The organism is Methanosarcina barkeri 3 (assembly GCF_000970305.1).
Classification (GTDB): Archaea; Halobacteriota; Methanosarcinia; order Methanosarcinales; family Methanosarcinaceae; genus Methanosarcina; species Methanosarcina barkeri_A.
Window position 1 is genome coordinate 2,114,372 of sequence record NZ_CP009517.1, and the last position, 24,833, is coordinate 2,139,204.

The window sequence follows — 24,833 nt, forward strand, 5'->3', positions numbered from 1 at the left end:
AGGTGAGTAAATGGAACCAATTATAGAGGTTAAAAATCTTGTTAAAGTTTTTCATTCACGAGGAAGGAAAATAACCGCAGTGAACGATGTCAGCTTCGATGTATTCAAAGGAGAAATTTTTGGCATGATAGGACCAAACGGAGCTGGCAAATCAACTACATTTTCCATGCTTACCACGTTAATAAAGCCTACAAGTGGCATTATAAAAGTTTCAGGCTTTAACGTTGACAAACAGGACGATAAAATAAGACCACTAATAGGTATAGTCCCTCAGAAGCTCAGCCTTTACCCTCTCCTTACGGCCAGGGAAAACCTGGAACTTATGGGCAACTTATATAATGTTCCAAAAAATGTCATGGAAGAAAAAATCGACTACTATCTTAAACTTGTAGGGCTCGAAGCGAGTGCCGATCGTTTTACTGGAGGCTTTTCTGGAGGCATGAAGCAGCGGCTATCAGTAATCGCTGCAGTACTACATGATCCTGAAATTTTATTCTGGGACGAACCTTCAACCGGGCTTGATCCCCAGACCAGAAATGTTATTTGGAAACTTGCCAGAAAATTCAACGGCGAGGGAAAAACTCTGGTTTTTACGACTCACTACATGGAGGAGGCAGATAATCTCTGTGACAGGGTTGCTGTAATGGACTCAGGCAAATTGGTAGCTCTCGATAACCCGGAGATTTTAAAGGAAAAAACTGGGAGTACAAATCTTGAAGAAGTTTTTGTACACTTTACAGGAGAAGAGGTACGTGATTAAATGACAATAAAAACTGAGCTAATGGATTCCTTAATTGTAGCAAAAAAAGAATTCAAAATACTTTTTAGAAAAAAAGCGCTCATAATCCCTCTTGTTTTATTCCCCATAATCATGATAGTTTTTTTTGGCTACGGCATGGGTGGGACAGTCAAAGAAGCTCCTATTCTCATAGTCAATGATGATACCGGCAGAGCCTCAAGTTCTCTTGTTCAGGAAATTGGAAGCTTTACTGAGAAATACAACGGAGACCCGATGTTCTCTGTAACCTACACAAAGGACATGTCACAGTCGGAGGCTGAGAGTAAAATAAATGATGGAATGTATAAAGGCGTTCTAATCATTCCGCCGGAATATAGTGAGAGCGCAACGAAAAACGAAAGTACGACTTTGACACTCCTTACTGATTCCTCAGACACTACCACAAGTAATATAATTGTAAATTATATGAGACAATTGTTGTCGAAAACAGGGTCAGTGTCTTTAAACATTCCCAACATTTACGGTAATCTGGAATATCTGGACTTCCTTATACCAGGTGTTATAGCTCTCACCGTTTTTATGGGTTCTGTAGCAACCACAGGTTCTGCTATTGCAGGAGAAAAAGAAGATGGTACACTTGTTCGTATGTTAATGACGCCTATCAGCAAGAGATCTGTAATTCTCGGGAAAACAATATATCAGCTAATACTGCAATTGGGCAGAGCTGTTATCCTGATACTTGCAGCATATCTTCTGTTGGGATTCAATATGAATGGTAGCTGGCTTCTTATTTCTCTGGTGCTTATTGTTTTCACTCTTGGTGGCGTAGGGATGGGGATAGTCATGTCTTCAAGGGTAGAAGATATGGAATCTTTCTTTCAGTTAAACATGCTGGTTACTATGCCATCAATGTTTGTTACAGGTGTGTTTTTTCCCTTGAGTTCGGTTCCTGACTGGATGCGCTATATAGCTTACTGTTTGCCTCTGACATATGCAATAGATGCTATGCGTATTATTATGATCAAGGGTCAGGGTTTGAATGCCATATCTACGGATTTGATAATACTCTCTCTGTTTGCAGTCATTACCTTTACTTTAGGTGTCCATCTATTCAGGAGGGAAGCATAAAATGAAAAAAATGATAACATTCTCTTTAATCTCTCTTCTATTGCTTGCTATGATATCATGCGCAGAAGGCGCTTCCAATTCCCCGGATAATTATAATGTTCCTCAAAGCTTTGATCTTGGAAAAAGTTACTATACTGTAGAGGGCAGTCCTGATCTTAATGCCAATATTATTGGAAGTAATGAATTTGATAGAGATCAAACGACTACTTTGAATATTAACGTGATGAACAAAGGTAAATTACTAGGTTTCAAGAATGACAAAACTCCTTATGATGCGGACGAAATCTATGCTGCTGGGACAGAAATGAAGCTGGAAAGCAGTATAGTGGACGCTACAAACGTAGTAGCTTCTCTTTCAACAGATCCGAACAGTCCGATTGAAGTCAAATCGGTAAGTCAGGAAATCGGTTCCGTAAAAAGTGGAGAAAACTCAATAGCACCAGCAAAATTCGATATAAAAATAGATAAGAAAGCAAAGGCTGGGGAATACAACCTTTACCTGAACCTTTCCTATGATTACCAGAAAAATGTGCAAATAATGGATCCGGATGCAGTTGCTCAGACATATGATGCAAACCGCTGGTATGGAATGATGAACCAGAATCTGACCTTAAAGGTTAAGGTGAATGATCAGGCTGATTTTGAGATCGTAAACACTACAGGCAGTCTTTCCCCAGGTGGGGAGAATATGATCGATATAACGGTTAAAAACACAGGCGAGGAAGAAGCAAGAAACGTTAAAGCGATAATTAATCCGGCTGATCCTTTAAGCACAACCGATAGTGCAGCATTCCTATCTACTATAGCACCTGGCAGTACGGCCGTTGCAAAAATTAAAATTAAGGCAGATAGCGAAGCTGTGCCCAAAATATATGGAATTGACACGGTTTTAAAATATGAAACTCCGGAAGGTGACATTAAGTATACCGACATCCTTCAGGCTCCGGTAGAAATAAGGGAAGCAGGATTTTTCGAGAAAATCTTTGGATGGATTTAATAATGAATAGTCCTCTCAGGACTATTCTTTCAATTTGAGTGAACTGATTTAACCTCTAGTTGAGAGTTTTTGTTTAGTTCTTCATTGACTGAAAATACAAGAACTCCAACTTTCATACGTTTTAGTTTAATTTTTCATTTTTGTACAATAGATAAAAAAGGATATAAAAATCTAATTTTATATATCTTCCTTACATAAAAAGTAGAATTTACCTTTTTTACTGGTGCACACCTTTTGTCAAAACTTATGTATTTCTCTAAGCATTCCCTGCAATTTGCCACTGGAATTAGTGCAAAATAAGCCAGGAACAAAACGTTCCAGGATTCCAGAAAAGCAGCTGCAAAACTGAGATAGAAAGAACTTATAAACTTCTCAAAATGCAGTACTTTTCTTTATAAATAACCTAGTCAAGACAATAATTTGAAATTTTTGGTTGATTGTATGCAGAAAAACTTGAGATTTAATAGACCTGTTTCCCAATTCACAATCGTTAATAAGAAATAAAATTAAAATATATGACTCGAATTTAAATTTCAGGCGTATAAAGCCTTGTTAACCGAAGGATTTTTAAACTGGACTAACCAAGATAATTTGTTTATCACAGATTTGGGCTTCAACCATTGTTTCTGTTCGTTTCATCACCCATTTCTGTGATAAATATCCAGACAGAACAGAATTCTTCTTATTATATTTTACTTCTTTGGTTCAGTTATCAATTTCCAGGTCAGAAAATCAAGTTGTTATCATTTAAAAATACTGAACATAGTATGTATTATTTAGGTGATAAAATAAGTATAAAATCTTTTTCTCTTCATTTTCATCAATCATGGTAATGATAATGCCTAATAAAACTGTAGCTCAAAAACTAATTAAAATTGTAGCTCAAAATGGAGTTGGTGACGTTCAGCTGGTTCAGATTTCATTAATGGGTTTTTATCCTGGGGTTTATAGTTAATTGGGTCAATAAGTTTATTGAGTGAAATTAATATATCGGCTTTATAGTTAATTGGATTAATAAGTTTTTAGAGTGACCTCAGTAAGTAAGTTGATTTTTTAGTGATTAATTAATGATTTTTTAGTGATTTTTTAGTGATTTTTTGTGATTTCTTAGTGGTTTCTTAGTGACTTCTTAGTTACTTCTTAGTGACTTCTTAGTTACTTCTTAGTGACTTCTTAGTGACTTCTTAGTGACTTCTTAGTGACTTCTTAGTGATTTCTTAGTGATTAGCATTAAACAGTGTTTAAACCCCAATAATTTTGACTAGGTTCTTCTTAATTCCAAATAAATATTTTTTTATTAAAGAAAGTTCAAAGTCGTTGAACCCTCCCAACAGAAGCATTCCAAATAGATAGACTAACACACCTATTCCCGTCACCTCAAAAATCATATCGATATTTGAAATATCGAAGTAAGAAATAAAGAGGTACATAGTCAACGAAGACAAAATGCTTTTTGCAATATCATAGAAATAAAACTCATGTTTAAAATATTTTAAAGACATATGAATGCAGAGAACTGCCATAAAGAAATATGAGAGTAGAGTTGAAAGAGCAGCTCCGACAATACCTATTGAAGGTATGAGTAGAAGATTGATCAACACATTCGAAACTGCCGCAGCAATATTGATATAAGTTTGTGCTTTCGTTTTTTTGACAATTAATAGCGTATTGATAAAAATTTGAACAACTCCTGCCATAAGGCCAGAAAAAGCAATAACAGGAATCACTAACCAACCCGATATAAAATCTTCAGTTGTAAATATTCCGAGCAAAGGCTTTGCGAGAGCTGAAAGTCCAAAGACTGCAGGAATGGAAATGAGAAGGAAATATCGCAAAGAATAGGACATATAAATTATTACTTTGTCAATTTTATTTTCATCAAACAATTTTGCAAGTTCTGGAAGAAGAATAAGCTGAAGAGGACTTACAAGAAATTGTGTAAGGCTACCAATAGAACAGGCTGCCGAATATACGCCTACGCTTTTTAAACCGAGAAAAAAAGTAACCAAATATCTATCACTTGATTCTGTAACCCATCTGATAAGAGCATTAGGGGTCAGTGGTAAAGAAAATTGCAGGTATTCCCTTATATAAATAAATTTAGGGATAACAAATCCAATCTGTGATACAATGGTCAGAAAAGCAATTAAAACAATCGCGCTCTGTACAAGTAATGTGGCTGCTATCAAACCAAGAAGCCCGTATCCCATTTTAAGAAGAACAATAGTAAAAAGCAGTTTTCCGAATACCTCAAAAAGGGTAAGGTACGAGAATTTCCGGATCTGTTTAAATACTCTAAAATAATAAAGAGACACAGGCTCGAGCACGTTCAAGAGAATCAAAAGTGAGCCTGCTTGAATGAAATAAGCTGCCCCAGAGTCCTTGAAACCAAATGCAGCAAGAGGTTCCGCAAACATATATAGCAAAAAAGAGACTAAAAGACCAGACATAGTCACGAAAAAAAGAATGGAGTAGACAGCTTCCCTTATTTTGTTTATCTCTGTTTCAGAAGACAAGAATCTGACAAGAGCCATTGAAAGACCCATAAGTGCAAATGGAGTAATAAGGGACGCAGTAATATTGATCTGAGCCCAAATACCATAATAATATGCTCCAAGACTTTTTGTGATTATCGGAAGTAGGAAAAAATTACCCAAGCTTGTAAGCACTTGAACCGTGCCTATAAAGCCAACATCTCTTGCAAATTTTTGATATGACATTAATTAACCTTGAAAAGAGTTCTGTTTTTAAGATAGATAATGAGTAAACTCACAAAAATAATATTTCAAAAATGCTCCGGACATTTAACCCGGTTTATAGTTAATATGGTATTTAAACTCTTTTGAACGGCATTCACACATAAGAAAATTTTTTATACTCTGCTAGACTAAGTTCATTATTTCCGGAATTCCGAATTTCCAGAATTTCGAAGTGGGATATAATTTACAGCTAACAAAAGTGGCACAAAATTCATTGATCAACCTTTCTGTCTAAGAAAGGTTGGCTTACAGCTAACAAAAGTAGCACAAACTTCTTTGATCAACCTTTCTTTCTAAGAAAGGTTGGCTTACAGCTAACAAAAGTAGCACAAACTTCTTTGATCAACCTTTCTGTCTAAGAAAGGTTGGCTTACAACTAACAAAAGTGGCACAAACTTCTTTGATCAACCTTTCTGTCTAAGAAAGGTTGGCTTACAGCTAACAAAAGTAGCACAAAATTCTTTGATCAACCTTTCTTTCTAAGAAAGGTTGGGGGGTAGTTTACGGCAATTAAATCTATAATGGACTTAGTTGATCAAGCTTTCTTTTTAAGAAAAGTTGAAGCTAACAAAGCCCAACACGTAGTCAATTCTCTTGAAATCGACGAATCCGCAGTTATTTCGCTTCCCTTCAGGCTTACGGTCTCAAGTATCCTTTTTGCTGTGATTTTACTCCTCTCCTTCGTTTACCTTTATGATTTTCTGGAAGAAGCAAAGGAAAAAGCAGCTATGGATGAGATTTCAAGGCTTACGGCTGCTGCCGAACAACTTTCCATGCGTGGAGAAGGAAGTGAAGTTTCCCTAGAGCTCAGGCTGTCTGAAGGCGTAAGTGCGGATTTCGGGACTCTTCCTGGTAGGCAAGACAAATGGCCTGAGGATGCGAACGATTACTGTGTCCATACAGGAGAGAAAATCACTTTCTATTATTCTGATGCCTCTTTCTCAAATCCTGAAATTAATGGGCCTGTGTTCCTTGGTTCAGGAAGACACAGGCTCCTACTCTCAACAAAGCTCGAACCAAAGTCAGGAAGGCTATTCGTGCTTATTTCCGAGAACAAAACTCTAGATAAAATCTAACTCTAAATAAAATCCGATACTCAGGAGAAGACTGCCGTGAGGGATTTTGCTCGCGATGACCTTGCATGGGCCGATTTTCTAATATCAAAATCGGCACTTATTCTTGCAAGTGTTATCTTTTTTGCAGCACTCTGTAATCTCATTGCTGGATTTAAGGAACTCGAAACCAGAGAAAAACTTGATTTTCTGGTTCTGGACTTTAAAACCGCAGTAGATGAAGTAGCTTCAGGCAGTTCAGGATCAAGAAGTTACGTATCAGGCACTTCAGAATCAGATAGTTATGTTTCAGATGACTCAGGACTAAGAGGTTTAGAATCAGACAATTATCAGGCCAGAGATCAACAGGGATTTCAGGGGGAACTCCAGAGTGGACGTATGGGTGCTCTGAATGAATCTCACGAGTCTTTCTATTGTTTCAGTGAACAGGAAATTTTCAGGGATTTACCTTTTACGGAAGATATAAAGGTACGAGTTTCTGGAGAATATGTCTGTCTGGAAGCCGACTTAGGGGAACGTAATTTCAGAGCTGTAAAACCCTTTGCCTTCAGGGTTCTGCCTCTTAACGAATCTATCCTGCATGAAAAACTCAGTGCAGAATTTGGAGCCCCAGGTAACGAGGAAACTCCTCTTACAGCCAATCATTCTGAAATTAAGGTTTTCCTTCAGGCATTGGGGACCGAAGAAGCAGTCCTGGACCCAAGTGAAAATATCTCATTAAAGAAAGAATTAATTTATGTGAAAGATGAGGAGGGGATCTCTACTTTTGGATGCGTCCTTGTTTATCAGTAATTCTTTGTTCATCAGTAATTCTTTGTTTATCAGTAATTCTTTGTTTATCAGTAATTCTATGTTTATTAGTAATCTACTCAAAGTTCTGCTTAAAAAGAGACTCACAGCCACAATTCGGCTCAAAGATGCCTTAAAATCCGTAAAGAAAACTTGTATGTTAATGTTCAGGGACGATCGCGGAGTACTTGAACCTCATACCGACCTACTCTCCGTAGCCCTTGCAGTGACAGGTTTTATGGTTTTCGCAGTCCTGATGTCACAAACTTATCTTGGATACGAAGACCGTTCTTTTGCTCTTGAAAATTACGAAACCGCATCTCTTCTTGCCGAAAACCTGGCAGATGCTCTTGCTCTGGAAACGGAAAGTTCAGGCTTGATTTCGGCAGCTTCACTTGACACACTTTCGGGACCGGACGGAGTCAGTAAAAGAGCGAGGCTTTTTGCAGCTTACTCCGGGAATTATCGGTTCCTGGTTGAAGTCCGGACAGGAGACGATCAGTGGCAATGGAGAATCACACCGGACAACATCGATCCTGAAGCCTTTGCTGACGACCTGGAAAAAGTTGCAGCTTCCGTACCCGTTATAATAGAACTGAATCCTGCAGAATCTATCTCTGGTATGCTTACTGTCGTGATATATAAAACAGAATGGAACTGAAAAAGGGAATCAGTAAATGGAAAAAGCTGAATGAAAGTTGGAAAACCAGAACGGAAATTAGAAAAAGTAAATGGAAGCTAGAAAGCCCTAGAGGAAGTCAAAAAATGTTAAAAGAGATTAGGAGTGCTTGAAAGAAGTTAGAAGAGCTTAAAGGAAATTAGAATGAGTCTGAAAATGAGAAATATGTGCACGAAAATGAGAGATTGTATGAAATGAGAGGTTATATGAAAAGTAAGAAAACTGGAGAGCCCATAAAAAGGAGCAGAAAACCAAGACCAGAAGGACAGGAGAACGTCAGAAATCCAATAATTTCTGAAACTCTCTGGAAATCCCAAAGGGAAAAAGGTAAGTTGATTGCAGAATGCTCAAGTTATTTCACAGTTTTTGATGCCCTTTTCTTACTTGTTCTGATTTCACTTGCAGGCATCCTGCTAATGCCTTCCATGCAAACAGAAAAACAATACTATGCGGCCGGATATGTCACTTCTTCAGAACTTGATGTTTATCTGCTTGAGTCATTGGTTTCCTGTAAACTTGAAGATTTCGAATATGAGATTTCTCCTCTTGAAGCTCTTAATATATCAATACCTGAAAAGTCGGTTGTGGAAAATTCTTCTCATACCCTCTTCGGAAAAGAACAGAAACACAGGACTTTTGCTGACCTGGTTGCGGAATATCTTGCCATTTCTCTTGCTATCACAAGTAATGATTCTTCGGTTTTCCTTAACCCTTTTACTACAAATTATTCTTCCCGGAATGCAGAAACTATCTCAGCATATCTGGACCAAAAAGTTGCAGGAAGGTTCTCCTACAGGTTTGAGGCTTACTGGCATCCAGTGGAAGTTTTTCCTGCACAAAGCGAGCTTATTATTGGGGAAAAGCCTCCTGCAAATGCAATCCGGCAAAGTACAAAGCTTTCCATGCCTCTTTACGACAGTGCTCCTTCAAAAGCTGCACTGCTTGATTCTGTTAATGACTCTGTGCTTGAAACTTCCCTAAACTCCTCAGATGAAGAAGCCAGCAAGATACTCTTCCAGGCTTTTAATGCTTCGCTTGACGCAGCAGCTCTGGAAGGTGCAGAGGTAGTTACCGGGCTGCTCTTCCCATCGGATTATTTCGGATCAGGTTTCGGGGAGGAAAATGAGGAATCTTTTCAGACTCTTCTATATGGAATCTCTGAAAATCCTTTAAAGGAAAACTCCGGCGAAGAGATTTTTACGGCATATCTTTCAGATTTAATAAGAACCGGACTTCTAGACAATTCAAGTGTTTTTCCTGAAAATGCATCAACAACTAACCTCTCTTTACTTGAAGACCTGATGACAGAATACATAAAAAGTGAAATTCAGTCCGGACTTGAAGCTGAATTTTCAGGTGAGATCAACCAAACGGTTTACTCCATTCTTGAAGCTGAAAATCTTACGGAAGCCCGAGCTCTTCGTGATGCACATATCGAGTCCGTTAACAGGCAGATAAATCCCGGAGGGGCGAGAATAGTTTTGATCTTCTGGAACTCTGCCTCATAAACTTGAATATATGCTTATGGAAAACATGCTTATCACTGAAACATATGATTATGGAAAAGTGCATCACTGAAACGTTTCAATCTGGAAGAAACCAGATGCCTTCCTGTCCCGACACAAACTATATATGTTATGGTGCGTTCTCTAGTGATGTTTTTACCGAAAAACTCATGCTTTTCCAGGGATTCCTGAAAAGTCACACAGCAGTTTGCTGTGACGGATTAGAATCTCCCGATCGATGTGTTGGTCCGTTATAGTCGGTAAAGATATAACTTCAGCCCGGAAGAGCTCTCTTCAGGGCATCGATCAATTGATATCAGGAGAAATATTATGGCAAAAATGCATACTAAAAGAAAAGGCAAGTCCGCTTCATCCAGGCCCAACAGAACCGAATCGCCTGAGTGGTGCAAGATCAGCGCAGAAGAAGTTACTTCAATTACCCTTGACCTCTGGAAACAGGGTGTATCTACTTCTGAAATAGGAATGACCTTAAGGGACCGTTATGGGGTTCCTGATGCAAAGCTCATCACAGGCAAGAAGATCACAACTATTCTTAAGGAAAACAACGTTGCTATGAACGTTCCCGAAGACCTTACAAATCTGATTGTAAAGGCCCTGAGGCTCAGAAAGCACCTTTCTATTAACAAGAAAGATGTCCACAACAAGCGTGCTCTTAACCTTACTGAATCCAAGATCAGAAGGCTTGTTAAATACTACAAGCAGGAAAAAGTACTCCCAAGAGACTGGTTCTACAAGCCTGAAACTGCAGAAATGATGATTACCAGGTAAAACTTGGAAATCCCTTCAGGTCGGTTTTGCCTATTCTGCAAAACCACCGAAACTTACTTTTTAAAAATCACCGTACTTCTTCTTTTACTCTAACGGATCATCCACTATTTCATGATTTTTTATCGCCAAGATTTCACTTCTATGGGTGTATTTGCTTCTACGAGTACATTTTTATTGCGTTTAATGGCGGAGAAACGGTTATATTATTCCGGAAATGTTATTTTGAGTGGCTTTGTTAGTTTTAAGCGAAATGTTATTTTGAGTAGTTTCGTTAATTTTAAGCGAAATGTTATTTTGAGTAGTTTTGTTAATTTTAAGCTACTTTATGATCTGGAGAATTAGATCTTTTTTGTAAGCGCTAGTCTGGGATCAATCTGACTCTGTTAATCCTTTGAAGTTATCTGTTATTCTTCTGCTAATAAACCAAAATCCAAATCTAAATCCACAAGAATGTTGTCTATGTTTATAAAATTCCAGATGGTAGTATAAGCAAGATAGGCTGTGTGTTCCTGAATTTCACAGTTCTTCAATTCAATAGCGAATTTTTTCCATTCAGCTTCATGCTGATCCCGAAGTTCTCGATAGTAATGGGTGGATAATCCGACCGCAGCGCAGACTTTTGATTGAGACATTCCCATTTCTGTTATGTAATAATAGCAGAATGCTCCTTTTAATTCTACGTCTTCATTTTCAAGATAGTGATGTAAATCCTTTAAGATGTTTTCGTCAATGGCCTTGTACATTCTCAGAACACTGGACTTGAAATCTGGATTTTCGACAAGCTCATCAATCTCATTATCAAGCTTAAAATCAAACTCGGCTTTAACTTTAGTAAGTGTATTAATCTCCTCATTAAAAGGTTTTAGATTTAAAATGTCAAAACTCATATTTTCAGTTCCTTAGTTCTCTCTCGGAAATTTTTTTCTGAAATATTTCATGTTCTTATTATTCTTTAGAGATTGTACAAGATTGAGTATTTTTCTCATGTGTTGTTGTTCTCTATCATGGAGATCCGTTAGGCTGATTTTTTATTTAATCATTGCTATTGATTATGTTTTTTGTTTTTCGTCGTTAGCCCCCAGATATCTATTATTGTCAAAATCAGTATCAATAAGCTAGTTTTTGTAGGCTAAACTATATTTGATCATTAATTTTTCCCCTACGATCTTATTTTTAATCTAATATATAATCATTTGTGTTATTATCAAATTTTTAATGTAATTTTTGCATTATACACCAACTTTACTGACTGCGAGCTATTGATTACCATTATTGACGTAATTATTTACATTTGTCTTTACATTTGTCTTTACCTTGTCTTTAGATCTTTAAAAAAAGTACTGGTAGAAAAAGGAGAATTAACTTAAAACTCGTAACAACAGAGGGCAAAAATATGAAAAAATATATCCATAAACAAGTTCTCTTGAGCGAAGCAAAAAGAACTGCTTACTGTTGCAATTACACTGCAACCTTTAGAAAATCTCCGATTTCCTGTGATTTCTAGACACAATTCGGGGAAAATTTTTGTGGACTGTTACACTTTCAGTGGTTCGTTTCTCTATTTGGATTAGTGAACAGAATTAAGGGAATTATTATGTCATATCGTAATCAAGAGGTAAGTTTTAAAGTCTGGATTTATAAACATGCTTGAAATAGGGGTACTTGTTTTAAAATTTGGTAGTACTCCAAATTATTTGGTGTCACCACAAATTTATAAAACTGCACTATCTGTTCTCTTTAAATTATACATTTATATTGGTCTAGCTTTTTGTGACTGGTTGCGTGTACAGTCCCATTCCGGGCTACCAGGGACAACACACCTCATGCCTGCAACTTCTCCAATAATTACTGGTAGGCCGTAAACCTCTTCGATTACTCTGGAAGTGATTACCTCAACTCCTCCATGGGCATGAATTCTTCCTCCCTTAAGCAGAATGAACCGGTCTGCATACCTGAGAGCCTGGTTGAGGTCGTGCATGGTCATTACAGCCACAATTCTATGCTCTAAAACAATCTGTCGGATAATGGCAAGGATCTCAACCTGATTTTTCATATCAAGGCTGCTTGTAGGTTCGTCAAGGAGAAGGACTTTAGGTTCCTGTACGAGTGAACGTGCAATTGCGACCTTCTGGAGTTCCCCTCCGCTCATTTCATCGATATATGCAAGGCGGAGTTTTTCCATGGAAAGTAACTTGAAGATCGAATCGACTATTTGAAGGTCTTTTTCGGTAACATCCCATTTGATATGGGGTCTTCTTCCGAGTAAGACTGCATCAAAAGCTGTCAGTCTCCCGGTTTCTACCCGCTGGGGAACATACCCGACAAGGCGTGCGATCTCCATTGTTCCAAGGTTAAAAAGGTTATTTCCATCAAGATGAACTGCTCCTCCTTTAGGGCGAAGAATTTTGTTAAGACACTTTAAGAGCGTAGTCTTGCCAACCCCATTGGGTCCAAGGATTGCTACAATTTCTCCTTCCTCGATAGAAAAAGCTACTTTATGGAGAATTTTACGGTTGCGATACAAGAATTCAAGTTCTTCTACTGAGAGAATCATCGTTTATACCCCTTAAGAAGTAAGTATATGAAAACAGGCGCTCCCATGAAAGCAGTAAGGATAGATACGGGAAGCACATACGGTGATATTATGAGCCTTGCAGCAGTGTCTGATGCCAGAAGCAGAATTCCCCCAAACAGGGCAGAACCGGGTATCAGGTACCGCTGGTCGTCCCCTATCACTCTTCTGACCATATGAGGACAGACCAGCCCTACAAACCCTATAACCCCAAGAAATGCAACAAGTACTGCAGAAACAAAGGCTGCGATTACCATGCCTGTTAACCTTATCCTTTCAACATTGACACCGAGTCCCTTTGCAGTTTCATCTCCGGCATCTATAGCATTGTAGTTCCAGCAATTGGCAATGAAGTATATAATTGAAAGCAGAACAACGCCTGACATTATCTTAAGTTCCAGCCAGTTCACTCTTCCTACATCGCCAAAAGTCCAGAAGACTACTGCTGCAAGCTGGGTATCGTCAGCAAAGTACTGGAGGAATGCCGTACCTGCGGTAAAGATGGAAGAAAGCGCAACTCCTGCAAGTACCATTACCTCGGGGGAAGCACCCCGTATACTCGAGATTAGCAGGATCACTCCTGTTGCAAGGAGACAAAAGAAAAGGGCTACTATTGTTGTCAGATAAGGGTTATTGATTATCACGGCATTTGCAACTGTGGACTGTACTTTCCCTGTGCCAAGAACTACAACGGACACTGCAGCTCCAAAAGCCCCTGCATTTGAGATCCCAAGCGTGAAAGGAGATGCAATAGGATTACGCAGGATAGACTGCATCGCGACTCCTGCAACTGAGAGTCCGGCTCCTGCGACTATTGCAGCCAGGGATTGAGGGAGACGGATGTTCCAGATTATTGAGTCCCATTTTGTAGAAACACTGTGCCCTGTTATGGTTTGAAGCACTTCGTAAGGCGGTATTGTTACCGCTCCTACCGAAATTGAGTAAATAAGCATAATGAAGAGGAATAGAATCCCCCCCATTATCCAGAAGTATTTTCTGCGTATGTATGCAAGATAATCTTCCGGAACTGCTCCTTTGGCGAAATGCACCTGTTAGTACCCTCCATCTTATTACAGAATTTGCTTAAAGCCCGTATTATTGTATTGTCCGTTCAGGTCTGAGAACACAGGTTTACCAACAAAGAAAGTGTATATCTCGTTGGCTTTTGCTTCCGGATCGATATCTTTAAACCTGTCAGGATAGAGCACTTTTCCAATAAAGTAAGCATTTGCAAGTACGGACTCATAGTTGGTGCTGTAGAAATTATAAGGGATTACTCCATAGACTTTTTTGTTTTTTACAGCCGAGAGCCCTGCGAGGGACGTATCATTCTTTAGCTCGCCAACTGCACCTTCATTACCAAGCTGGAGGGTTCCAACATCAACAAATATATATTCTGGATCCCAGTCTACGAGTGCCTCCTTGGCAATATCCGCATGATCTGTGCCCATTCCGGCTGCGACATTCTTTGCATTCACCCAGAGGAATGGCGCATAAGCAGGTTCTGTAGAGATTATTCCATGAGCCCCAGATAATCCAACCCCACCGATATAGACAGTTTTTCTTTCGGATTCAGGAATGTCCGCAGTCCTGTTTTCAAGGTCTTTCATCGTAGCATTGATGTAATCGATTACTTCCTCTGCTCTTTCCTGTTTGCCTACTACCTTGCCCATTACCCGGAGTGAATTGTACATTTCAGCTTTCTGTGTCTCATTATTCAAAGAACCGTAAGGGAATGAGACCACAGGGATATCGGTTTTGTCCTGAAGAGCGTCGGCTTCAGTAGCAGTAGGTGCTGCTAACTGTCCAATCATACTGGCTTTCAGGATAACCTGGGGGTTAATCTCGATGATTTTCTCAGGATCATCTTTACCCCTGGCCTCTCCAATCAGGGGATAATTTTTGAGCTGGGGATTCGCATATACATAAGGGCGTCCATCGAGTTCGTTTTTCTTTTGATCCATGCTATCAACCCCTACTACATGGTCCTGGGCCTGCAAGTATACGAGATAGCGCAGGCACCCGGCTCCTGAGCAAACAACCCGTTCTACACTTTCAGGTATAGTGACTTCTCTACCAAACCCGTCCGCGATTGTAAGCTCTCCGGATTCTACTGCCTTATCAGCACCCGAAACTTCTGAGGCTTCTGATGGAGACGATCCTTCCTGATTCTTGTCAGATGCGGACTTGTCCGCACATCCTGAAACTACTACCAGGGCAGCAATGAGAACTCCTATAAAAATAATTTTATATAATTTGTTATTATAATTAACTTTCATGTTACATCCCTCTATGATCAAAGAGTAAAAGTATTACATAAAATTAACTAAATTACCTTAGTTAATATCCAATCTAATGAATTTTTTAAAATTGATGAACTATTGTGATTTTTAAAACCAGATAAGAATAAACTTATGGTGTAACCTTAACCGACTTGTTTTTAATTGTTGAAAATGAAAACCCAGGGTAGTGACTGTTCTTTGGAAGATTAATGCTTTTAAAAGTTAACTCCGTGAAAAATTAATCCTGTGAAAATGAAACAAAAAAGGAAGTAAAATTAAAAAAACGAGATAAAAACATAACTAAACCAGAGTAAAAATAATAAAAAGCAGATAAAAACTACGCGAAGCAATTGAGTTCTGGACCTGAAGTAATTTTAACTTATGGAGTTCACTCAAAATTACTTCACGTAATCTTTGGAAATACTAAACTGAGGAACTACTAAATTGGCATAATATACTTTTTATACGCTGATCATATAGGAATCGCTTTGAACCCAAGGTTGCCATACTGTCCGTTTATCTCGGAGTATAAAGGTTTACCCAGGAAGAAGGTATAGATTTCGTCGGCTTTTGCTTCCGGATCGATATCTTTAAACCTGTCCGGATAGAGCACTTTTCCGATAAAATAAGCATTTGCAAGCACGGATTCATAGTTGGTGCTGTAGTAGTTGTAAGGAATCACTCCATAGACCTTTTTATTCTTTACAGCCGAGAGTCCTGCGAGAGACGTATCATTCTTTAGCTCGCCAATTGCTCCTTCATTACCAAGTTGGAGGGTTCCAACATCAATGAATATATACTCCGGATCCCAGTCTACGAGTGCCTCCTTGGCAATATCGGCATGATCTGTGCCCATTCCGGCTGCGACATTCTTTGCGTTCACCCAGAGGAATGGCGCATAAGCAGGTTCTGTAGAAATTATTCCATGAGCTCCTGCACTGCTCACTCCTCCAACATAAACAGTTTTTCTTTCGGATTCAGGAATGTCCGCAGTCCTGTTTTCAAGGTCTTTCATCGTAGCATTGATATAATTGACTATCTCTTCTGCTCTTTCCTGTTTGTCTACTACCTTACCCATTATCCGAAGTGAATTATACATTTGAGCTTTCTGCTCTTCATTCTTTAAAGACCCGTAAGGGAACATGACAACAGGAATGCCTGTTTTATTCTGAAGCGCATCGGCATCAGCACTATTGGTTGCTGTCGGCTGGCCGTTTGTGCCTGTTTTCAGGATGACCTGAGGGTTGATGGCAATTATTTTTTCAGGATCATCCTTGCCTCTGAATTCTCCAATCAAGGGATAGTTTTTGAGCTGCGGATTTGCAAGGGCATAAGGGCGTCCTTCGAATTCGCTTTTCTCTTTCTCTATACTATCAACCCCTACCACATAGTCCTGAGCCTGCAGGTATATAAGATAGCGTAGACATCCGGCTCCTGAGCAGACTACCTTTTCTGTATTCTCAGGTACGGTAACTTCTCTTCCGAAACCATCAGTTATTGCAATTCCGGCGGACTCTTCCAATCCACCACTCACTGTTGCCTCGGAAGATTCTGCCGGAGCCGCATCTTTTACCTCACCTGAAGATTCGGAATTGTCCGTGCACCCGGAGCTAGCAAGCAGGACAGCAACGAGCAGTCCTATGAGTATAACTTTATTAAGTTTAATACTAGAGAATATTTTCATGTTACTTTCCTCTAACTTGATACTGGAAAAGTATTACATAAAAGTAACTAAATTTTCCCATTGATTCATATATTTTCAATAATTTTTTGTAAACGGTGTTATCTATTATGATTTATTGATTAAATTATGGATAAAATTAGCCGAAGGTGGAGTTTAAATTGCTGGCATGAATTTATTGTCCTTGTTATCGTGACTGCAATATGTCCAGCTGCTGAACTCTTTTGATTGATACAGTTTTAGTCTATACCTTCCACTAGAAGAAGAAAAATGAGAGCTGACCAGAGTAAACACCAAAAATCTGTGGATACTCTCCTTCGTATCCAACTATGCTTTTGGAGATGTACCCTTGCCCTACGGAACCTGTAATTATGTGTAAAATAAAAGAAGTATTTGTAAAATAAAATAAGCCTTTATGAAATAAAAACAACTTTTCTACTTGTCCGCACCGTTCCTTTTTATATGCAAAGTATAAAATGCTCAACCTTTAGCTCAACGGCAGTTTACTTTATTCTATACCAATATCGATATGCTTCCTTAAATCCTAAGTTCTCATATAACCGCACTGCAGGTATGTTTGCTGCAACCACCTGAAGATAAGCCTTCCTGGCACCTCTCTCATATGCGTATTTCAGCATGTTCAGCATAAGTTGTCTACCATAGCCTTTTCTTCTTAACTCCGGATCTATAGTTATCTCATATATACCTGCAAAACCGTCTTCAATGACGCCCATCCCACAGCCGATAACTTTTCCGTTCTGTCTTAAAAGCAACAGGTACTTTTCAGGGATTATGATGTTGATCATATCCTGTAGAATCAACCTGTTCTTTTCGCTGACCTTTAAGAGTTGGCAGAAGGCATCAAGCCACTGCTTCGTCAGAATGTTTCTGATTTCTACGTCCTTCATTACAGGCTCCTGGAAATCCAGTAATTCTATTACCTTGACAATTGTTTCATCCTTTCTTTCATAGCCTTTTTCTTCCAGAAGTCTATCCAGATTTTCCGGTCGGGTATAGGCGGTCAGCTTGTACACCACATCAATACTCAATGAACGAAATTGTGCTTCACATTTCTCAATTTTTTTGTTTATACTAAGGGTGGATGGATAGATTGGATTGATACTGTTGGCTCGCTTTGTATATCCCTTTGAATAGCGCAGTACCCATCCGTCATACAACATGGTTTGCAAGGCAGGCCACGCATTCATGGATAACTCTTCGATTACTTGAGGAGTGATGACTTCCCCTCCTCCGTGAGTATGATCCCTTCCTCCCTTCAAGGGAATTAATCTATCTGCATGCCCGAGAGCTTGGTTGAGATTATGTATTCTCATCACATCCTAACACTTTGTTCGAGGACAAGCTAGTGCATCCAGTTCCAATGGGTTTAGAGATTATGGAGCCCAATATTCATCTTATTGTATAGGCGAGTTCATGAGTATAGGCGAATTTGTGGGAATCTTACGATTAAAATTGAGAACTGAAATTCTTTTACAGAAAAAATTATGCTGTACCTGCTGAGGATTCACTTATATGTTCTGATGCTGCGATCAGGACAAAGGCAAGCACTCATACAAAATAATTTATATTTAATTTAACACTTGGGGTGTTTTCTTATGTTACTTCTCTCTATTTACTAAGAATAAAATATTACATATAGTTAACTAATTTTTCGATTACTTCTTAAATACCAATAATTTTCTGGAAAATAGTATGGCTAATTGTGATTTCTAAAACACTAAATATAAATAAAATTTTAAAAATTAAAAAAGGAGTAGCTTTTATATGTCGAGATTGACAATTTCCAGACTCATATCTATCCATCTTGATCTATGAATAAGGGAGCCCATAGATATGACATCTACCCCTGCTTTTGCATAATTTTCAAGGTTTTCCCGGGAAATTCCTCCAGACGCTTCCACAATAACTGAGTCTCTAAGCCCTTTTCCTTCAAGTATTTTGAGGGTTTCTTGGATAGTATTGGGCTGCATATTATCAAGCATTATAATATCGGCTCCCAGTTTTGCAGCAAGCACTGCGTTTTCTGAAGATTCGACCTCGACTTCAATTTTCCTGGTGAAGCTGGTTTTTTTTGCAGCCTCAATTGCGGCTTCTATTCCCATCAGTTTAATGTGATTATCTTTAATCATAACAGAGTCCGAGAGATTGAACCTGTGAGTATCTCCTCCACCTGAAGCTACAGCCAGCTTTTCGAACTTCCTTATTCCTGGAGTGGTTTTTCTGGTGCAGGCAACTCTTGTAGTTTCGGAATATTTTCTTACCGTATCCACGCAGGCACGTGTAAGGGTAGCAATCCCGCTCAGGTGTCCGAGGAAGTTCAGAGCCAGTCGCTCTGCCCTGAGAATAGATACTGCTCCTCCGTTTAGCCTGAAAATTATTTCCCCTTCTTTGAGGCGATCCCCGTCTTTAAGAGTGGTTTCAGCCTGAATCCCAAGATAGCAAAAAATTGATCCGGCTTCTTTAATCCCTGCAACAGTACAGTCTTCTTTTGTGAAGATAACAGCTTCTGCAGGTCTGTCAGGCACAATAGTGCACGAGACATCATCGTATCCCAGATCTTCTTCTATAAAGCTTTCAACCTCTTTTATAAGCATAATTTTTACCATGCTATTTTATGTTGCCACAATTTATAAGAGATACGGACATTTTGGGGTTTCCCCATTAAGAAAAAATCTCAATAGTCTCAACAGAAGGCTTTAAAAGAGGGAAAGAAATACAGTACCTGGTCCTCAGGCTTTTAAAGCCGGGTGCTAAAATCTAAAGATCAAGGTTTATTGGTTAGATCAAGATTTACTGATTAGACCAAGGTTTATTGGTTAGATCAAGATTTACTGATTAGACCAAGGTTTATTGGTTAGATCAAGATTTACTGATTAGACCAAGGTTTATTGGTTAGATCAAGGTTTATTGATTATTTACAGGAGCCTGAAATGCTGAAAATAGGAGTTATTGGTTGCGGATTTATTGGCGGACAGATTTGCAAGGCTATTGATAAAGGAATTATTGATGCAGAGTTGTATGCCCTCTGTGACTCTTCTGAGAGTAGAGTCCAGGAACTTACAGCCTCCCTGAAAAAGTATAGTCCGACCTCAATGACAATTGAAGAACTATTGCAAAATGTAGATCTTGTTATAGAATGTGCCTCTCAAAAAGCTGTCAGGTTAATAGTACCGCAAGCTCTTGAAGCTGGACGTAATGTGATGGTTATGAGTGTAGGCGCTCTTGCGGACGAAGAACTCAGAGAAAGGCTCTTCACACTTGCAAAGCAGAATAACTGCAAGCTCTATTTCCCTTCAGGTGCAGTTGCTGGCATTGATGGAATAAACTCCGCCTCAGCAGCGGAAATCTCATCAGTTACCCTTACTACCAGAAAACCACCTATGGGCCTCGCTGGAGCTCCCCATGTTAAAGCTCTGGGAATTAAGCTCGAAACAATAGAAAAAGAAACCCTGCTTTTTGAAGGACCTGCCGCGGAAGCAGTCAAAGCCTTCCCTGCAAATGTCAATGTTGCAGCTACAATAAGCCTGGCAGGCATAGGTTTTGAACGGACGAAAGTAAGAGTAATCGCTGACCCTGCCTTGTCCAGAAACGTACATGAGATAACTGTAGAAGGCGAATTTGGCAAACTTTCTACAAGAGTTGAAAACCTCCCCTCCCCGGAAAACCCGAAAACCAGTTATCTTGCCGCCCTTTCTGCAATTTCCACCCTGAAAAAGATCCTGAGTCCGGTCCAGATCGGCACCTGAATAGACAAAGCTTTTTTCAAAAAGTTTGTGGGCAAGCCTTTTTGAAAAAGCTTGAAGGTAAGCCACTTTTTGAAATGGAGTGTGGGACTCGGACGGCGATTAGGAAAGTTCACAAAAAATATTATTCACAAATGATATTCACAAATGATATTCACAAATGATATTCACAAATGATATTCACAAATGATATTCACAAATGATATTCACAAATGATATTCACAAATATTATATAGTGCGGGAGAGTTAAGACGTAAGCTCTCAGAAGTAAATGGCATCGTGCAAAAAGAGCGCGCTGGATGGAGTTCCATTACATTGCACTCCTTTTTACGTTTATTCGCCTGTTAAAACCTATTATATAAACTGATTATTTTAAGCTTGATCTTCAGTATCAGACCGGATCCTTGTTTCCGGATTCTACTTTAAAAACATACGGTGGTCCCATGCAGCAAGCAGAGCTAATAGAAAGGATCAAAGAACTCAAAATAAAACGAAATGCAGTTATTCTTGCTCATTACTATTCCCGTCCTGAGGTTCAGGATATTGCAGATTTTGTAGGAGACTCTCTTGGGCTTAGCCAGGAGGCTGTCCGTCAGACTGCTGATATAATCGTCTTTTGTGGCGTTCATTTCATGGGAGAAAGCGCTGCAATTCTCTGTCCTGAAAAAACAGTAATCTTGCCCGAAATCGATGCTACTTGCCCCATGGCAGACATGGTGAACATTGAAGGTCTTAAAAGAGAAAAAGAAAAGCACCCCGATGCTCTGGTGGTCTGTTATGTTAATAGTTCGGCTGCCATCAAGGCTGAGTCTTACATCTGCTGTACGTCTGCAAATGCCGTAGAGGTAGTAAATTCTCTGGAAGCTGATGAGATAATTTTTGTGCCTGATAAAAACCTGGCTGCCTATGTTGAAGCCCGGACTGACAAAAAAATAATTCCCTGGGAGGGGCACTGCCCAACGCACCATCAGATCCTGAGAGAGGATGTCCTGAAAATGAAGGAAAAGCATCCTGAAGCAAAGTTTATTGCACACCCCGAATGCCGCCCCGAGGTTCTGGAGCTTGCAGACCATATAGCAAGCACGCGAGGGATGATAATATATGCAAAAAACTCTCCTGCAAAAGAGTTCATCATAGGTACGGAATGCGGACTCCTCCACGGGCTACATAAGGCAGCTCCCGAAAAGAAATACTACTGCATTTCGGAATTTGCCTGTTGCCCGAGCATGAAAATGGTAAATCTTGAGAAAATCCTGATATCGCTTGAAAAACTCCAGCATATAGTCACTGTCCCATATGATGTGAGAATCAGGGCAAAAGAAGCACTTGACCGGATGCTCGCGGTAAAAATTCGATGAGCATCTGGCGTTTAAAATCTTGTATGTGAGATCCACTTAATTTCAATGATGGGAAAAGTAGTAAGAAGCAGGTGAGAAATCTCACATACTTCATCTAACGTACGTTTTTCTCAGATCTGTACGTTTTTCTTAGATCTTTTTCTATCTGTACGTTTTTCTCAGATCTGTACGTTTTTCTCATATCTTTTTCTTAAATATGCCATATCCAACAAGAATCATGAAGAGCGGTAAGGAAATTGCCATAAATATCCTGGCTGTTCCCATTGGATTCTTTATTTTACTATTTCCATTTCCTGCATTTCCATAAAGAGCTGCTTTTCCTTCGCTTCCAAGATTTCTCAGGGTTTCCTGTATTTTTCCTGCCCCACTAACTTTCATTATATTTTGCCCTGTGTATTCCGTTATTGCGAAGAAGGAATAGCCAGGAGTTTCCGATTTAAAGTAAATGTAATTTTCGTCTTCTCTAACTTTTTCCGTGTAAAGAGGCTGCCAATTGCTATCATACCTTTGCAGGACTACCTGAGCCTTACTGATATTATTATCTTTGATCCATTCCTTTTCAACCTTGAACTCTACAAATCCGCTTTTAATAGAAGTAGGAAGCCCTGCTCCACTATCTCCTACCCAGATATTCACATATTTATATACTGTACCTTCAGGAGAAGTCGGGACAAGAGTGGATCTGTTTTTAAGTTCTTCTACAACTGTTGTTGTTTTTCGGAATGTTTTCTTCGGATTAAATTCAATATTTACAATGCACGTGGCATTTTTTGTAAAATCGAACTGGATAGGATAATCACTCACGATACTCCTGGTTGAAAGTTCCTTAACAGCAATATTGGTTGCAGGCTCGCTGGAAACAAGATTCATACCTGAATCATCAGAAGAATTCGAATCCTCATTTCCAGTATCGGAACTGCTATTATCTGCACTTTCGGTATCCGAACTTGTGTTACCTGAACTTTTGGTGTCTGAACTTGTGTTATCTGAACTATGAGTATCAGAGTTTCCACTGTTCAAGCTTACGATATCCGAGCTTTTAGTGCCTGAGTTTCCAGTATCCGTACTTGTACCTGAACTTACGGTGTCTGAGTTTCCAGTATCCGATTTTTTGTTATCTGAACTTCCGCTGCCTGAGTCTGAATCTCCTTTACCAGAATCTCCGTCATCCGAATCAGTAGAGGAACTTTTATCATCCGGGTTAGTATCTGAACTACCACCGTCTAAACCGGAGTCCGAATTCCCATCATCCGGATTAGTGCCTGAATTGCCATCGTCTAAACCGGAATCCGAATTCCCATTATCCGGGTTAGTGCCAGTGCCTGAGTTATCATCGCTCGAACCGGGATCTGTATTTTTATCATTTGAGCCGGAATCCGAACTACCATCATTTGAGCCGGAATCTGAGCTTCCGTCACTTGAGCCGGAATCCGAGTTTTTATCACTTGAGCCAGAATCCGAACTACCATCATTTGAGCCGGAATCTGAGCTTCCGTCACTTGAGCCGGAATCCGAGTTTTTATCACTTGAGCCAGAATCCGAACTGCCATCACTTGAGCCAGAATCCGAACTACCATCATTTGAGCCGGAGTCTGAGTTTTTATCATTTGAGCCGGAATCTGAGCTTCCGTCACTTGAGCCAGAATCTGAACTACCATCACTTGAACCAGAATCCGAACTACCATCATTTGAGCCGGAATCCGAGTTTTTATCACTTGAGCCGGAATCCGAACTACCATCGTTTGAGCCTGAATCTAAGCTACCGTCACTTGAGCCGGAACCTGAATTTTTGTCATTTGAACCAGAGTCTGAACTTCCGTCACTTGAGCCAGAATCCGAACTACCATCACTTGAGCCTGAATCCACTTTGTTTGTGTCTGAATCTTCAGTATTCGTGTCTAAATTTCCACTGTTTGAAACTGAATCTCTTGCATCTGAACTTCCGCTATCTGAGACTGAATCTCCTGTATCTGAACTCCCACTATCTGAGACTGAATCTCCTGTATCTGAACTTCCACTATCTGAGACTGAGCTTCCGTTATTTCCTAGAGCATGGACCATACCGGGAGCCATTCCAAGGATTACTAGCGTTATCAATAGTATATAAAATAATGAATTACAAAAACCGGCTTTCATTTTTTATTTGCCTCCTCCCACAGTCTGTAAACAGAAACATCTGTACACCAGTAAATTATTGATAAATGATCATCTAATTTACAGAAACAATATCCAGTGGTTTAATTCAGTAGGTTTTCTCCAATAAGCTGTTAGTCTAAGACATACTCTTTGTTCCAAGCCAATTTTTCTAGTCTGGTAGTGACAGAAGCAGAACCTGATTAAAGGGTCAAGGATCACTAACTATATCTGCCTGCCTCTTTGAAACTGGTCAACCTTTAACAGATATCAAAGGGAAGAACGGCAAGACATAAAACTTTGTTTTACTTAATATTATCCTTTCAGTAAATATACTCTTTAAATTATATAGTATATAATATATAAATTGAGTAATCTTTCCAAAAAAGAATGGATCAGATCACATCAACTCATATTAAATCACACCAACTCACATTAAATCACACCAATATTAAATCACATCAACTCATATCAAATTATATCAGATCAAATCATATCAAATCAAATCAAATCATATCAAATCATATCAAATCATATCAGCAATCTTGAGTGAACGAAGTGAACGAAAAGTACACCAGAGTCTAC

Annotated in this window: 20 protein-coding genes; 11 read left to right on the forward strand and 9 right to left on the reverse strand. The window is 39.2% G+C overall.

Annotated elements, in window-relative coordinates; genetic code table 11:
* Positions 1 to 10: 10 nt before the first annotated feature.
* From MSBR3_RS08460 to MSBR3_RS21430, 4 genes are all read left to right on the forward strand, one after another.
* The gene (locus MSBR3_RS08460) at positions 11 to 760 is read left to right on the forward strand and encodes an ABC transporter ATP-binding protein (RefSeq protein WP_048107525.1); all 750 of its coding nucleotides are present in this window, start codon (positions 11 to 13) and stop codon (positions 758 to 760) included.
* Positions 761 to 1,867, forward strand: coding sequence for an ABC transporter permease (locus MSBR3_RS08465; RefSeq protein WP_048107526.1), 1,107 nt, complete (start codon positions 761 to 763; stop codon positions 1,865 to 1,867). It begins immediately after the preceding gene.
* 1 nt (position 1,868) lies between these two features.
* Positions 1,869 to 2,864: a COG1361 S-layer family protein gene (locus MSBR3_RS08470; RefSeq protein ID WP_048107527.1), complete on the forward strand. Its 996-nt coding sequence runs from the start codon at positions 1,869 to 1,871 to the stop codon at positions 2,862 to 2,864.
* Between the two features lie 826 nt (positions 2,865 to 3,690).
* Positions 3,691 to 3,819, forward strand: coding sequence for a hypothetical protein (locus MSBR3_RS21430; RefSeq protein WP_268989131.1), 129 nt, complete (start codon positions 3,691 to 3,693; stop codon positions 3,817 to 3,819).
* Between the two features lie 286 nt (positions 3,820 to 4,105).
* Here the strand turns inward: MSBR3_RS21430 and MSBR3_RS08475 are convergent, their stop codons facing one another.
* Positions 4,106 to 5,584: a flippase gene (locus MSBR3_RS08475; protein ID WP_048107528.1), complete on the reverse strand. Its 1,479-nt coding sequence runs from the start codon at positions 5,582 to 5,584 to the stop codon at positions 4,106 to 4,108.
* A 560-nt stretch (positions 5,585 to 6,144) separates the two neighbouring features.
* Between MSBR3_RS08475 and MSBR3_RS08480 the strand changes: the two genes are divergently transcribed.
* From MSBR3_RS08480 to MSBR3_RS08500, 5 genes are all read left to right on the forward strand, one after another.
* Positions 6,145 to 6,699 carry a hypothetical protein gene (locus MSBR3_RS08480; RefSeq protein WP_052723335.1) on the forward strand — a complete coding sequence of 185 codons (555 nt, stop codon included), beginning with the start codon at positions 6,145 to 6,147 and terminating at the stop codon, positions 6,697 to 6,699.
* A 36-nt stretch (positions 6,700 to 6,735) separates the two neighbouring features.
* Positions 6,736 to 7,488 carry a hypothetical protein gene (locus tag MSBR3_RS08485; RefSeq protein WP_052723336.1) on the forward strand — a complete coding sequence of 251 codons (753 nt, stop codon included), beginning with the start codon at positions 6,736 to 6,738 and terminating at the stop codon, positions 7,486 to 7,488.
* A gap of 160 nt (positions 7,489 to 7,648) precedes the next feature.
* Entirely contained in the window at positions 7,649 to 8,146 is a 498-nt protein-coding gene (locus MSBR3_RS08490) for a hypothetical protein (RefSeq protein WP_230627985.1), read from the forward strand.
* Positions 8,147 to 8,370: 224 nt separating this feature from the next.
* Positions 8,371 to 9,672, forward strand: coding sequence for a hypothetical protein (locus tag MSBR3_RS08495; RefSeq protein ID WP_048107531.1), 1,302 nt, complete (start codon positions 8,371 to 8,373; stop codon positions 9,670 to 9,672).
* A 327-nt stretch (positions 9,673 to 9,999) separates the two neighbouring features.
* Complete coding sequence (locus tag MSBR3_RS08500) at positions 10,000 to 10,458, forward strand: 30S ribosomal protein S15 (RefSeq protein ID WP_048107532.1); 459 nt, start codon at positions 10,000 to 10,002, stop codon at positions 10,456 to 10,458.
* Between the two features lie 404 nt (positions 10,459 to 10,862).
* On the opposite strand, the gene MSBR3_RS08505 is transcribed toward MSBR3_RS08500, so the two are convergent.
* From MSBR3_RS08505 to nadC, 7 genes are all read right to left on the reverse strand, one after another.
* Positions 10,863 to 11,345: a hypothetical protein gene (locus MSBR3_RS08505; RefSeq protein WP_048107533.1), complete on the reverse strand. Its 483-nt coding sequence runs from the start codon at positions 11,343 to 11,345 to the stop codon at positions 10,863 to 10,865.
* A gap of 863 nt (positions 11,346 to 12,208) precedes the next feature.
* Positions 12,209 to 13,012 (reverse strand): ABC transporter ATP-binding protein, encoded by an 804-nt coding sequence (locus MSBR3_RS08510; protein ID WP_048107534.1) that lies wholly within the window; start codon positions 13,010 to 13,012, stop codon positions 12,209 to 12,211.
* Complete coding sequence (locus tag MSBR3_RS08515) at positions 13,009 to 14,079, reverse strand: FecCD family ABC transporter permease (RefSeq protein WP_048107535.1); 1,071 nt, start codon at positions 14,077 to 14,079, stop codon at positions 13,009 to 13,011. Before MSBR3_RS08515 ends, MSBR3_RS08510 begins: the two co-directional genes overlap by 4 nt.
* Positions 14,080 to 14,100: 21 nt before the next feature.
* On the reverse strand, positions 14,101 to 15,309 hold the full coding sequence (locus tag MSBR3_RS08520; RefSeq protein WP_048107536.1) for an iron ABC transporter substrate-binding protein: 1,209 nt from the start codon (positions 15,307 to 15,309) through the stop codon (positions 14,101 to 14,103).
* 475 nt (positions 15,310 to 15,784) lie between these two features.
* The gene (locus MSBR3_RS08525; RefSeq protein WP_048107537.1) at positions 15,785 to 16,996 is read right to left on the reverse strand and encodes an iron ABC transporter substrate-binding protein; all 1,212 of its coding nucleotides are present in this window, start codon (positions 16,994 to 16,996) and stop codon (positions 15,785 to 15,787) included.
* A 500-nt stretch (positions 16,997 to 17,496) separates the two neighbouring features.
* Positions 17,497 to 18,327, reverse strand: coding sequence for a GNAT family N-acetyltransferase (locus tag MSBR3_RS08530; protein WP_080942253.1), 831 nt, complete (start codon positions 18,325 to 18,327; stop codon positions 17,497 to 17,499).
* A 447-nt stretch (positions 18,328 to 18,774) separates the two neighbouring features.
* Complete coding sequence (gene nadC / locus MSBR3_RS08535; RefSeq protein WP_048110231.1) at positions 18,775 to 19,608, reverse strand: carboxylating nicotinate-nucleotide diphosphorylase; 834 nt, start codon at positions 19,606 to 19,608, stop codon at positions 18,775 to 18,777.
* A 336-nt stretch (positions 19,609 to 19,944) separates the two neighbouring features.
* Here nadC and MSBR3_RS08540 point away from each other — a divergent pair, with 336 nt between their 5' ends.
* Together MSBR3_RS08540 and nadA are read left to right on the forward strand one after the other, a co-directional pair.
* Positions 19,945 to 20,760, forward strand: a complete 816-nt coding sequence (locus tag MSBR3_RS08540; protein ID WP_080942254.1) for an aspartate dehydrogenase — start codon at positions 19,945 to 19,947, stop codon at positions 20,758 to 20,760.
* Positions 20,761 to 21,200: 440 nt separating this feature from the next.
* Positions 21,201 to 22,115, forward strand: coding sequence for a quinolinate synthase NadA (nadA, locus tag MSBR3_RS08545; RefSeq protein ID WP_048107538.1), 915 nt, complete (start codon positions 21,201 to 21,203; stop codon positions 22,113 to 22,115).
* A gap of 177 nt (positions 22,116 to 22,292) precedes the next feature.
* Here the strand turns inward: nadA and MSBR3_RS18900 are convergent, their stop codons facing one another.
* On the reverse strand, positions 22,293 to 24,212 hold the full coding sequence (locus MSBR3_RS18900) for a PGF-pre-PGF domain-containing protein (protein WP_155396768.1): 1,920 nt from the start codon (positions 24,210 to 24,212) through the stop codon (positions 22,293 to 22,295).
* Between the last annotated feature and the right edge of the window lie 621 nt (positions 24,213 to 24,833).